Origin of the sequence: Flavobacterium sp. UBA6135, from assembly GCF_002428305.1 — a bacterium.
Classification (GTDB): domain Bacteria; phylum Bacteroidota; class Bacteroidia; order Flavobacteriales; family Flavobacteriaceae; genus Flavobacterium.
The window spans coordinates 1-12,590 of record NZ_DIVJ01000020.1 but is presented as its reverse complement, the minus strand read 5'-3'; the positions used below and the strand labels follow the sequence as shown (position 1 = coordinate 12,590).

Annotated in this window: 13 protein-coding genes; 4 read left to right on the top strand and 9 right to left on the bottom strand. The window is 35.4% G+C overall.

What is annotated here, in order from left to right; genetic code table 11:
* Positions 1 to 44 precede the first annotated feature (44 nt).
* From B3L86_RS05785 to B3L86_RS05775, 3 genes are all read right to left on the bottom strand, one after another.
* Positions 45 to 530 (bottom strand): hypothetical protein, encoded by a 486-nt coding sequence (locus B3L86_RS05785; RefSeq protein WP_291116205.1) that lies wholly within the window; start codon positions 528 to 530, stop codon positions 45 to 47.
* An 80-nt stretch (positions 531 to 610) separates the two neighbouring features.
* Positions 611 to 1,414, bottom strand: coding sequence for a hypothetical protein (locus tag B3L86_RS05780; RefSeq protein WP_291116202.1), 804 nt, complete (start codon positions 1,412 to 1,414; stop codon positions 611 to 613).
* A gap of 96 nt (positions 1,415 to 1,510) precedes the next feature.
* Entirely contained in the window at positions 1,511 to 2,341 is an 831-nt protein-coding gene (locus tag B3L86_RS05775) for a UDP-2,3-diacylglucosamine diphosphatase (protein WP_291116199.1), read from the bottom strand.
* A 371-nt stretch (positions 2,342 to 2,712) separates the two neighbouring features.
* Here B3L86_RS05775 and aroC point away from each other — a divergent pair, with 371 nt between their 5' ends.
* On the top strand, positions 2,713 to 3,774 hold the full coding sequence (gene aroC, locus B3L86_RS05770) for a chorismate synthase (RefSeq protein ID WP_291116196.1): 1,062 nt from the start codon (positions 2,713 to 2,715) through the stop codon (positions 3,772 to 3,774).
* Between the two features lie 3 nt (positions 3,775 to 3,777).
* Complete coding sequence (locus B3L86_RS05765) at positions 3,778 to 5,064, top strand: dicarboxylate/amino acid:cation symporter (RefSeq protein WP_291116194.1); 1,287 nt, start codon at positions 3,778 to 3,780, stop codon at positions 5,062 to 5,064.
* Positions 5,065 to 5,086: 22 nt separating this feature from the next.
* On the opposite strand, the gene B3L86_RS05760 is transcribed toward B3L86_RS05765, so the two are convergent.
* The 3 genes from B3L86_RS05760 to B3L86_RS05750 form a co-directional block, all read right to left on the bottom strand.
* Positions 5,087 to 5,227: a hypothetical protein gene (locus B3L86_RS05760; RefSeq protein ID WP_291116191.1), complete on the bottom strand. Its 141-nt coding sequence runs from the start codon at positions 5,225 to 5,227 to the stop codon at positions 5,087 to 5,089.
* Between the two features lie 63 nt (positions 5,228 to 5,290).
* Positions 5,291 to 5,701 carry a thiol-disulfide oxidoreductase DCC family protein gene (locus B3L86_RS05755; RefSeq protein WP_291116189.1) on the bottom strand — a complete coding sequence of 137 codons (411 nt, stop codon included), beginning with the start codon at positions 5,699 to 5,701 and terminating at the stop codon, positions 5,291 to 5,293.
* 28 nt (positions 5,702 to 5,729) lie between these two features.
* Complete coding sequence (locus B3L86_RS05750) at positions 5,730 to 7,901, bottom strand: endonuclease MutS2 (RefSeq protein ID WP_291116187.1); 2,172 nt, start codon at positions 7,899 to 7,901, stop codon at positions 5,730 to 5,732.
* Between the two features lie 113 nt (positions 7,902 to 8,014).
* On the opposite strand from B3L86_RS05750, the gene B3L86_RS05745 reads away from it, so the two are divergent.
* Positions 8,015 to 8,680, top strand: a complete 666-nt coding sequence (locus B3L86_RS05745) for a uracil-DNA glycosylase (RefSeq protein ID WP_291116185.1) — start codon at positions 8,015 to 8,017, stop codon at positions 8,678 to 8,680.
* A 174-nt stretch (positions 8,681 to 8,854) separates the two neighbouring features.
* Here B3L86_RS05745 and B3L86_RS05740 read toward each other — a convergent pair whose 3' ends face one another.
* Positions 8,855 to 9,961, bottom strand: coding sequence for a fasciclin domain-containing protein (locus B3L86_RS05740; RefSeq protein WP_291116183.1), 1,107 nt, complete (start codon positions 9,959 to 9,961; stop codon positions 8,855 to 8,857).
* Between the two features lie 319 nt (positions 9,962 to 10,280).
* Here B3L86_RS05740 and B3L86_RS05735 point away from each other — a divergent pair, with 319 nt between their 5' ends.
* Complete coding sequence (locus B3L86_RS05735) at positions 10,281 to 11,249, top strand: hypothetical protein (protein ID WP_291116181.1); 969 nt, start codon at positions 10,281 to 10,283, stop codon at positions 11,247 to 11,249.
* A 1-nt stretch (position 11,250) separates the two neighbouring features.
* Here the strand turns inward: B3L86_RS05735 and B3L86_RS05730 are convergent, their stop codons facing one another.
* Positions 11,251 to 11,589: a DUF6370 family protein gene (locus B3L86_RS05730; protein ID WP_291116179.1), complete on the bottom strand. Its 339-nt coding sequence runs from the start codon at positions 11,587 to 11,589 to the stop codon at positions 11,251 to 11,253.
* A gap of 49 nt (positions 11,590 to 11,638) precedes the next feature.
* Complete coding sequence (locus tag B3L86_RS13695) at positions 11,639 to 11,935, bottom strand: T9SS type A sorting domain-containing protein (RefSeq protein ID WP_422653587.1); 297 nt, start codon at positions 11,933 to 11,935, stop codon at positions 11,639 to 11,641.
* Positions 11,936 to 12,590 lie beyond the last annotated feature (655 nt).

The window sequence follows — 12,590 nt, the reverse complement described above, 5'->3', positions numbered from 1 at the left end:
CTCTAGTTGTGAGACGGCTTCTTTTGTATTTTTTCCTAAAATAATTAGAACTGAAATCTGATGCCTAAAGCGATATCAGGACCAAAATTATTACTTCTAAAGTCGTCATTTCCTCCAAAATAAAACTCAGGACGGAAATCTAAAGACAGTAACAAAGGGATGTCAAAATTATATTCGATACCAATATCACCGGCCAAAACAGCATAGGAACCGTTAACATCAGCTCTTTTGTTATTCCAACTTCCAACACCACCACCAACACCGGCATACCAATTGAAACCACCGTCGATATTCCAAACCCATTGATAAAGACCAATTAATTTGAAAGCATCTACATTATTACTATTTCTCCACCCTAAATCTAACTCCAAACGGTTGTTGCTGGACAAAGCTCTTTGGTAGGAGATTTCTCCACCAAAACCGTCATTATCTCCTAAACGAAGACCTAATGCATTTTTTGAAATTTCTTGAGCATTTGAAAACATTGCGAATCCAAATAATGCTACAGCTGTAAAAATTAATTTTTTCATAAGTATGTTATTTTTAAAATAATGTTACAAATTTACAACAATTATGCCAAACCATCCCTCAACATGAAAGAATAGTTGTATTAATTGATGGTGTAAGTGGTTAATGTTTCAGTAACTATTTGACTTCCAGATTGCGGAATGTCTAAGTTGAAAGTAGCTGGATCAATTGCTAAATTATAAGAAATAACATCATTCGCATAAACCATTCCTATGCCTTTAGCATAAAATTGTGTAGCGGTTACAACATCTTGAGTGTTTAATATTGTGATAGGAATAGTAACTGTTGTTCCCGGAATGCTTTGTACGGTAACTAACTGCAACGCTAATGTCATTTTTACTTTCTTTACATCGGAATAAGTAACATTATTTGGAGTTACATAGTTGGGCAAGTTTTCTTGTGCTGTAACTTTAAATGTATAAGTAATAGTTAAAGGAACACCTTCAAAGTTTTGCTGAATAATCCCACTTTGACTTCCTAAAACCTGATTGCTTGGTGCACTATGATCTAACATCAGGAAATCCTCTACCGCTAAGTCAATAGGTAAATTAATTCCTAAATTTAAACTTAAATCACCTGTAAAAAAAGTTTTAGAACCTTCGTTTCGCAAGGCGTTATCTCTTAGAATACTGCAATATAAACCGGTTGGTATTTCAATGTTTTTCATTTGTTTATAGGTTTTTCCGTTAAGCACAATTTCATCACCTACATATAAATCATCAAAAATACTAGGTTGATTAGCAGTTGTAATTTCATAATCCCAATTGCTCCCTGAAGTTAAGGGTAAGTAAACAAATGAATTGTCGGTAGAATTGGAAGAATCATCACTCGAACATGAGGTGATAAATGCGGCTACTATAAAAAGCAGTAAAAAATGTTTTTTCATTGTTATTTGGTTGTATTATTTATGGTATACTAAAATAACAATTTTTTCTTTAAAATAGTGTGCTAATATGTAATAATATAAAATTCGTCAACAAGATTATTTGCTAGAGAAAATTAAAGAGGCCACCAATTGTTCGCTTAATTTTGTTTCCATTTCAAAGAAGTCCTCTTGAGCCATGTTAGTGTCTTTATCAAAGCGATACAATTTCCAACGTTTTTTGTTGTATTCCAACGCGGTTAAGTTTTCTACCCAATCACCGGAATTCAAATAGAAAGTAGTTCCTTTTTTATTAACCTTTCGAATCATCTTAGGTTCGTGAATATGACCACAAATTACATAATCATAATTATTTTCAATCGCTAGTTCTGCAGCGGTATGTTCAAAATCGGATATAAATTTAACCGCTTTTTTGACATTCGCTTTTATTTTTTTTGAAAAGGAGTAGGGTTCTTTTCCCATTTTTTGAAGCAATTGATTCACAAACCGGTTCATCAAAATAAGCAAGTCATAACCCCAACCTCCTAATTTTGCGATCCATTTTGAATGTTGAACAGATGCATCAAAAACGTCACCGTGAAAAATCCATGCTTTTTTATCATCTAATTCTAAGATAAGTTTATCAACAATATGAAAATTTCCAATAGAAGCATCACTGAATTTTCGTAACATTTCATCATGGTTTCCGGTGATATAATAGACTTCTGTTCCTTTTGAGGCCAAATCAATAATTTTTTTGATGACTTTTAAATGAGATTTTGGAAAATAGGATTTCCGAAACTGCCAAATGTCAATAATATCTCCATTGAGAATTAGTGTTTTGGGTTTAATGGTAGAAAGATATTGGTGCAACTCTTTGGCATGACAACCAAATGTTCCCAAATGAATATCTGATAAAACAACTACTTCAACTTTTCTTTTCTTAAGCATACGAATTGAGGTTTGACAAATTAAGTCATTCAAAATCAATTCAATTTTATACAATAGTTAAGTTTTAAGCAATCAATATTATTATTATGTGAATAAACCAATTTCATATTATGTAAAATGAAATTATGTTAACCCGTTGGGTGTAATTATTAAATTCATGAGTAGTAGGGATACTTTTGCCACGAATTCACAAATTATAAATTTGACAAACGCAATAATTTGTTCATCTTTGATGAAAATTCGAATGTAATCGAATAATTATTCAAAAAAAAATTCGTGAATTCGTGGCAAAATTATTTCAAAATTTAATTACGCCCAACGGGTTATGTTATTAAACTAAAAACCCTATTTTTGTTGAAACAGAATGTATCATGGCCGGAAATAGCTACGGAACTTTATTTAAACTAACCACTTTTGGAGAGTCACATGGTGAAGCTTTAGGTGGTATCATTGATGGATGTCCTCCCGGAATTTTTCTGGATTTTGAAGCAATTCAAAATGAAATGGAACGCAGAAAACCCGGACAATCTGCTATTGTCACCCAGCGTAAAGAAGCGGATGAAGTGCAGTTTTTATCCGGACTATTTGAAGGGAAAACCACTGGAACTCCAATAGGTTTTATCATTCCTAATACCAATCAAAAATCAGACGATTATTCCCATATTAAAGATTCCTTCAGACCTAGTCATGCGGATTATGTCTATGAGAAAAAATACGGCATCCGCGATTATCGTGGTGGCGGCAGAAGTTCTGCCCGTGAGACAGCATGTAGGGTAGTGGCTGGAGCTATTGCTAAACAATTGATAGCTAACATAAAAATTAATGCATTTGTATCATCGGTAGGTGAAATTTTCATTGACAAACCCTATCAAGATTTAGACTTTTCTAAAACCGAATCCAATCCTATTCGTTGTCCGGATGAAGCAACCGCAGCTAAAATGGAAGCTCATATCAAAGAAATCAGAAAACAAGGTGACACCGTTGGAGGTACTATAACTTGTGTTATACAAAATGTTCCAATTGGTTTAGGCGAACCTGTTTTTGACAAATTACATGCCGAATTAGGCAAAGCCATGCTGTCAATTAATGCTGTTAAAGGTTTTGAATTCGGGAGCGGTTTTTGTGGAGCAAAAATGAAGGGTAGTGAACACAATGATTTATACAACGCGGACGGAACTACAAAAACGAATTTGTCCGGCGGCATTCAAGGTGGTATTTCTAACGGTATGGATATTTATTTTAGAGTCGCTTTTAAACCGGTTGCTACACTAATTCAAAAACAAGAAGCCTTAACTACCTCAGGAGAAATTATCGAAACACAAGGAAAAGGCCGACACGATCCTTGTGTAGTGCCTCGTGCTGTACCCATTGTGGAGGCCATGGCTGCTTTAGTGTTGGCCGACTTTTATTTACTAAACAAAATCTATCAATAAAAAATGAAATTACCCTTACATTGGAAAATTGTGATTGGTATGGTAGCCGGATTACTTTTCGGTTATTTGATGAAAAACCTCGAAATGAAAGGCATAGTGGTCGATTGGGTCAAACCTTTCGGAACTATTTTTATCAATCTCTTAAAAATGATTGCCGTTCCCTTGATTGTGGTTTCCTTGATTGTGGGTTTATCTGATTTAAAAGATATTTCAAAGCTTTCTAAATTGGGAGGCAGAACGGTTGTGTTTTATTTGTTCTCTACATTTACCGCTGTTTCAATTGGTTTGGTGTTGGCCAATATCATTAAACCCGGAAGTTTTATAAACGAAGCATCTCGCGTAAGTTTGTTGGAAAATTTTGCCGGAGATGCAGCTCAAAAAATAGAACTGGCAGAGAAAGCAAAGAATAGTGGTCCTTTACAACCATTAGTGGATATTGTTCCTGATAATTTTTTTAATGCCTTAAGCAACAACGGAAACATGCTGCAAGTAATTCTATTCGTAATTCTTTTGGGCATTGGTTTAATTTTAATTGACGAACAAAAATCTAAACCGGTAGTTGACTTTTTCAAAGGGTTGAATGAGGTGATTATGAAAATAATAGACATCATTATGTCAGCCGCACCGATTGGTGTTTTTGCTTTGATGGCGGCTTTGATGGTTGAAATTCCTGATTTTTCTACCTTGGGAGCGTTAGGAATTTATGCCTTGACTGTGGTGTTTGGTTTACTTTTAATGACGTTTGTGTTTTATCCAACTTTGTTATTTACCATTGCAAAAGTAAATCCCATACGTTTTTTTAAAGCGATTGCACCAGCACAATTGTTAGCGTTTTCAACGAGTTCCAGTGCCGCAACCTTACCGGTTACTATGGAATGTGTAACCGAAAGAGTGGGAGTGGACGAAGAAGTTTCCAGTTTTGTTTTGCCATTAGGAGCAACGGTTAATATGGACGGAACAAGTTTGTATCAGGCTGTAGCGGCCATTTTTATTGCACAAGCCATGTTGCCCGAACCTTTGGATTTACAAACGCAATTGATGATTATAGTTACGGCCACATTGGCCTCCATTGGGTCAGCAGCCGTGCCAAGTGCCGGTATGGTGATGTTGGTTATTGTATTAGGTCAAGCCGGTATTCCGGAAGCGGGATTGGCTTTGATTTTTGCAATTGACCGACCTTTAGATATGTGTAGAACGGTTACTAACATAACCAGTGATGCAACAGTGGCCACATTAGTAGCTAAATCTGTTGGAAAATTACATGAACCCCCTTTGAGTAAAGAGGACTAACACGAAAAGAAAAAACGACTTGCTAGTCGTTTTTCTTTTTTTTATCACTATTCATCATGACCATTACTGCGGCAATGATACCGATAATAACCAATGCAAAAACACCAATCATGATGAAAGCTCCGTTATCCCATGAATATAAAGAGAAGAATAGTCTGTTCATTTTATCTAGTTTAAGTAGTCAAAAATAAAAAGGAACGCGTTGAAAATATATGATATTTATCAGTTATAAAAACTTTGCCTTCATTTCCTCAGTAGGAAGCATACATTCGTCTTTTTTACCATACCATTGGTAACGGTTTCTGGCAATATAATCATAAACAAAGTTGCCAAACGAACCGGTGAAGGATAAATAGGAAATTATTTTATGCCAGCTCTTTAATTCCTTGGCAATTTGCATCGCCGCTTCAGCCTTCAGATAATAGGCTTCTCCGGGAACATACAAGACTATGCTATCTACCTTTTTTGTGTCAATACCAAGGTACTTCACAATTTGTTGTCCAACTTCTGATTGTAACGACGCAAACCTAAAAATGTCTTTTGCATCATGTTTGATGATAAACTGCACGGAATTATCACATAAGTTGCAAACCCCGTCAAACAATATTATCTTTTTATCTTTTGGTAAGTTTTCCATTAATCAGTTGTCAATTATCAATTATCAATTACTTTTTAGCTTCCACCAATTCCAAAGCATCCAAACTTACTTTCGATGTGAATACCCCATAATTAACAGTAGCTTTATTTTTTTCAATCAAGTCTAAGGTGCCTACCGCTTTTCCATCTATCATTCGAACCCGATCGCCAATTTTAAGTGTAACTTTTGGTTTGTCAGCTTCTGCTTTTAAAGCTTTAATTTTCTTTTCTTTTTTAACGGTGCGAATTTCTTCCACCTTGGCCGTCACTTCTTGAACGATTTGTTTCTGAATGATTTCTTTTTCCTTAGTTTCTTTTGCAGTCGCTTTTTTGCGTTTGGAATTTTCGATTTCAACAATTTTCAACAATTCTCCAATCAAAACCTTTTTATCTTTATTGTTGAAATATTTTGAGGACAAATCATCCATCTTTTGACCTAAATAAATCAACCGCTGATTGGCGTCATACAATTCCTGATACCGCTCTAGTTTCTCTTGAATTTTAGCATTAATGGTTTCCATTTTTTTGCTTTCTTCTCGAGCTTTGCTTTCTTCTTCTTTTAGATTGATGGACGTTTTTTCCATTTTTGAACGCTCTTTTTGTAACGTGGCAATGGTTTTGTCAAAACGCACTTTACCGCCTTCAATTTTCTTCTTGGCTCGGTTAATTAAACCAAAGGGTATTCCGTTTTTTTGAGCTACTTCAAAAGTAAACGAACTTCCGGCTTGACCCAAAATTAATTTATACAAAGGTTCTAATGATTTTTCATCGAAAAGCATGTTGGCGTTGGAAGCAAATGGCAATTCATTGGCTAGAATTTTTAAATTCGAATAATGGGTCGTAATGATGCCAAACGCCTCCCGATGGTAAAATTCTTCTAAAAAAGTTTCTGCCAAAGCTCCTCCTAATTCAGGGTCGGAACCTGTTCCAAACTCGTCAATTAAAAACAAAGTTTTGGTGTTGCACTTCTTTAAAAAGTAGTTCATGTTTTTGAGTCGGTAACTGTACGTACTCAAATGATTTTCAATAGATTGGTTGTCGCCAATATCAGTCAAAATACGATCAAATAAAAAGGTCTCGCTTCTTTCATGAACCGGAAGTAACATGCCGCTTTGCAACATCAATTGTAACAAGCCAACCGTTTTGAGTGAGATGGTTTTTCCGCCGGCATTTGGTCCCGAAATGACAATAATTCGATTTTCATTGTGCAATTCTATGGTTTGTGGAAATGTTTTTTCCCCTTTGGTTGTATTGTTTAAATATAAAATAGGGTGGTAGGCATCTCTGAAAAACATTCGTTTTTCTTCCACAATTGTAGGTAGAATTGCATTGATTTTCAAAGCATATTTTGCTTTTCCGGCAATGACATCAATGTCGCTCAAAAAATCTTGATACTGGTGCAAAAGCTCTTTGAAAGGACGAATATCATTGGTTAATTTCTTTAGAATTCTGGTGATTTCCTCTCGTTCTTCATATTCTAAATTACTTAATTCTCTAGAATATCGGAGTGTGGCTTCGGGTTCAATATAAGCGATGCTACCCGTTTTGGAACTTCCTAAAATGGAACCTTTCACTTTTCTGCGATACATAGCTAAAACGGCTAAAACCCTACGGTTTTCTACAAAACTTTCTTTAATCTCATCCAAGTAGCCCAAACTGTTGTATTGCGTTAAAGCGGTGCCGAAACTTTGGTTTACTTTGCCTCGAACCACACTCATATCGCGTCTGATGTTGATTAAATCCGGCGAGGCATTGTCTTTAATAACGCCATATTTATCAACCACTTCATCCACTTTTTGAATGATGTATTTGGTGTATTCCACCTGAAGGGCTCGTTCGTTGAGTTTGGGATAATACTCGTTGAATTTCTTTAAAAATAAAAGCAATGCATTGACCGTTTCTGAAATCTGTGCAATTTTACGAAAGCTTCCCACTTCCAAAAAACTGTCTTCAATACCGATGAATTTTATTTCATTGGTAATGGAATCAAACCCGTGATTGGGCAGTGCATTGTTATTTGAAAAAGAGGAAAGGTATTCTGAAGTTTGCACCAACGAATCCATCAAAAGTTCCTTATTTTTAAATGGAACAATTTCAAGTGCTTTTTGTTTTCCCAATTCGGTGTTACATCGGTCGGAAACCGTTTGTAAAACAGTGGCAAATTCTAAATCCTTTAAGGTTTTATCGGTGATGGATATCATTTTATAAGCGTAGCAATTTTAGGCAAATTTAGCGATTATTTACTTTAGTATACTTTTATTCTCATTTGAAAAATTGATGCAACTATACGTATATTTGTATAAATACAAAAAGAATGCTTTCTCACTTACATCCCTCTTGGCAAGCTCTTTTATCCGAGGAATTCCAAAAACCCTATTTTCAACAATTGACCTCTTTTGTTGAAAATGAATATGCAACAGGAACTTGTTACCCGTCTAAAAGTGAAGTTTTCGCAGCTTTTAATCTCTGCCCGTTTGACAAGTTGAAAGTGGTCATCATTGGTCAAGATCCTTATCACGGACCAGGTCAGGCAAACGGTTTGTGTTTTTCTGTGAATGACGGTGTGGCTTTTCCTCCTTCTTTGATGAATATTTTTAAAGAGTTAGAAACAGATATAGGAACTCCCATTCCCATTTGGGGTAATTTAGAACGTTGGGCTGCTCAAGGTGTTTTATTGCTCAATGCCACTTTAACCGTACGAGAAGGTGAGGCGGGAAGCCATCAAAAAAAAGGTTGGGAAACGTTTACGGGCGCCGTGATTCAAATGATTTCATCGCAAAAAGAAGGAGTCGTGTTTCTGCTCTGGGGTGGTTTTGCTCAAAAAAAAGGAGCAAAAATTGACCAATCGAAGCATCTTGTTTTAACATCCGGACATCCATCACCGTTAAGTGCCAATAGAGGGTTTTGGTTTGGTAATAAAAGTTTTAGTAAAACCAATATGTATTTGAAGGAGTTAGGAATACAGGAAATAGATTGGTAATTTGTTTTTCAAATCTCTTAAAAGATTTTTTACTATTTTTCTTTTGTTATACTTTTAGTGCTATATTTTTATATTTCATAAAAATAAAAAGAGAAACTGTCCGGAAGACAGTTCCTCTTAAAAAAACAAACAATCATCACAAACTTAGATGTGAAAATACGTTTGAAATTGATTTTATTGGATTGGTAATATTACAGAGTCAATGATATGGATGATTCCGTTTGATGCGGAAATATCCGGAGACACTATTGTAGCAGTATTTCCAATTGCAGTGATACTACCTTGGCTGTTTACGGTAAAAGGAACTCCTAACAACGTATTTATCGTACGTATGTTTACACGAGGCACCACGCTGTTGGAAGCTCTTCTTCCTTCAACAACATGATATTTTAATACATCAAGTACTAAAGAAGCCGGTAAATCGGTAATTCCGTTAACATTTAAAGCAGCATATAGGTTTTGAAAAGCTTGATTTGTTGGAGCAAAGACGGTAAATTGATCTGTTCCGTTTGCAAAAAGATTTACTAAACCTGCATTAAGCTCATCATCTACATAAACTAAAGCACTCACTAATTCCGTAAAGTTTGCATTAATTGCTATAGTTGCAATAGATTCTGATCCTGGTGAAGGTGCCGGTTTATCGCTTGAAGGTACAATTGGTAATAATACTTGATCTATCACATGAATAATTCCGTTTGAAGCTGATATGTTTGCAGCTGTAATTGAAGATGTGCTTCCAATTGCAGTAATAAGTGCGTCTTTGTTAACAGAAAATGTAGCACCTAAAAGTGTTGTAATAGTTCTGCTTTTTACCGGTGGAACAACACTGTTTGCGGCACGTCGACCTTCAATAACATGGTACTTTAAAACATCTAATACTAGTTCTGCAGGTAATTCGTTGATGCCGTTAATACCAAGAGCAGTGTATAAAGCATTGAAAGCATCATCTGTTGGAGCAAAAACGGTATACTGATTTGTTCCTGTTGAAAATAAATTGACCAAACCTGCATTTAATTCTAGATCTACATATACCAAAGCATTTACAAGTTCGTTAAATCCTGCATTCACAGCAATTCCGGCAATTGGACTCGCACCCGGAGCAGGAGCTCGATTCGCCGTGTTGTTCATGCTTTCTAAGGTTTCAACAAGGGTAAGTTTGGATGCCTCACTGTCAAAGTTGGCAGATTCATCGTTGTCGCATGACAACACAACAGTAGCAATTAAAGTCAAAAATGCCAATGATACTACTCTTTTTCTCAGTTTAAAAGGATTTTTTTTCATATACTATTAATTTTAGTTGTTAAAAAATTATGGATAAAATGATTAATTTCTTATACAAAAAATTGATACAGTAGGTAATGTAAAATGAATCTTTGGGGCAGATTCTTAATAATAATAAATAAGATTGTTTATTTATTTATTAAAAATGTTAAACAAAATAACAAATTACAAATGGTAATACCTATTAACACTTCTAAATTTTAAAAATACTTTAACAATCATTTAAATGTTTGAAATGTAGAAAGATAGATTTTGGTTGTTAAGGTGAATTGTAACAATTTTAAGAAATCACTGTCTGATAAAGCAAATCAATAGTAACATGCGTTTTTTATCTATTTTAGTTTTTACATTTTTAGGATGCAATACATACGCTCAACGTTCAACAAATCCTTTTTTTCAAAAGGATAGCTTGATTATAGTAACAAAGCAACCACACAAAGGGTTTCATCACGATTACATTATTTTTATTCCAAAAGGGACGTCTTTGAACACAACCACTGTACTGTTAGTGGAACCCAACAACACCGGAAAAATAACAGACAGTATCGAGATACACAAAGAGGCGGCAATAAGACTGGCTTCAGTCAGCTCAGTGGGAAATAACTGTGCTACAGAGTTAAAAATACCACTGCTTGTTCCTGTTTTTCCAAGACCTGCTTCGCAACCTTTACTCTATACGCATGCTCTTGATAGGGATGTACTATTGAATCAAACTCCGGAATACAAGCGGCTCGACTTACAATTGCTTGAAATGATAAGCGATGCAGAAATCCGTTTGGTTACATTAGGAATAGAAATAGCTCCAAAATTTTTCATGAGTGGTTTTTCAGCATCGGGTACTTTTGTAAACCGCTTTTCTTTGATGCATCCTAAAAAAATTAAAGCATTGGCAATAGGAGGGTTCAATGGTAAATTGATGCTGCCAATAGAATCTCTCAATGGAGTGGACTTGAATTACCCCATCGGAATAAATGATTTTTCGAAACTTTTAGAAAAAAACTTTGATTATACAATCTTTAAAGAAATTCCACAATACATCTATATGGGAGGTTTGGACACCAATGATGCCGTTCAGTTTGACGATGCATACAGTAAGAATGAGCGTAAAATTATCAATGAAAATCTAGGGAAATCAGTGCAAGAGCGATTCGTAAATTGTCAAAATTACTATCAGGAACAAGGTCTAGCAGTCACTTTCAAAACGTTTGAAAAGGTCGGACATTGGACCACGTCGGAGATGAATTTAGAAGTAATCCAATTTTTCTTAAACGAACTGAAAAAGAAATAGCCTATTCCTTCTTCTCATTCTTTAAGGGTAGTAATTTAAAAAACGTTGCTTTAAATTTGCCTTCAATTACTTCTCCGGATACTTCAGCATCCCTGATAGCATTGCACAAACCGTCATCGGCATGGGCATCACCGTGGGCATCAATGTCGCCGTTTACAACAAAATAGGCTTTATTATCGAGAACCACAGCTAAATCACAGCCATAACCGGGTAACTCTAGTTGACATTGCCCACAAGCTGCTTTGGCTTGAAAAACTTTTGCTTTTTTCTCCTTGTTTTCATTTTGGCACAAGGCAGTAAATGGTAAGCAAAATAGAAAGAGTAGTAAACTTTTTTTCATTTTTAAATGTAAAAGTAACCTGCCCGTAGGCAGGTTAAAAATTTAGCTATTATAATTTAACCCATTTGAAAACTTCCGATTTGTCTTCTGAAATGATTTTGATATAATACATTCCGGATGTTAGATCGGCTACATTGATTTGACCTTCTGTACCCGTAAAATTAGCTTCTTTAATGGTTTGTCCATTGGAATTATAAATTACATAGTTGCTAAGATTACGTTCTGAATTGTAAAATAAAATAGCAGTAGTAGGATTCGGATAAAGTTGGAAGCTAGTGTTTACAACATCTTCAAGATTCGCTGTATTGGGTGTAATGTTTAATTGAACCAAAGGTCNNATCAACATGACTAAGGCATCTAAACTTGAACTTCCAACACGGGTGGCGTTCATTGTGGCATCAGTAGATCTTCCCCAGGCAATATCTCCCGTAGGCGTACTCGGACGGTACCATTCCACAAAAATGACAATGTTCGAGGTGCCATTCCATTCAAAAGGAGTGGTGAAAGGTACTTCTTTCCAACCTGTTCCCGGCGGAATACTGTAAGTGGTAGAGGAAAATACTTCGGTAGCACCATTTACTTCAGTATTCCATGACGGTACGCTAGCCCATGTGGTATGGGTGACATGTTTTATATAAACTTTGATATAAGCATCTCCAAAGGAATATTCACCAACGCCGGCTTTATTCCATGCCAAACTGGTAATGGTTCCTGATAATCCGCCCGCTGCAACAATTTCTGAAGCGGTATAAATCGACATGGTTCTGGAATAACGATTACTGGTTGTACTTGTTGACAACAGAGAATTTGTGGAAGAACTACCTGTTTGGATACCTAACGAAGCAACAACTTGTGCTTCGGTTTGAAAGCTGAAAGCTAAGAATCCGAAAATAAATAAAAGTACTGTTTTTTTCATAATGGTTTGGTTTAAGGTGAGTTATATTTAGTATAAATGTAAGGAATTAAATTAAAAAATGGGAGTGTTCAATAAACTGTGTCAT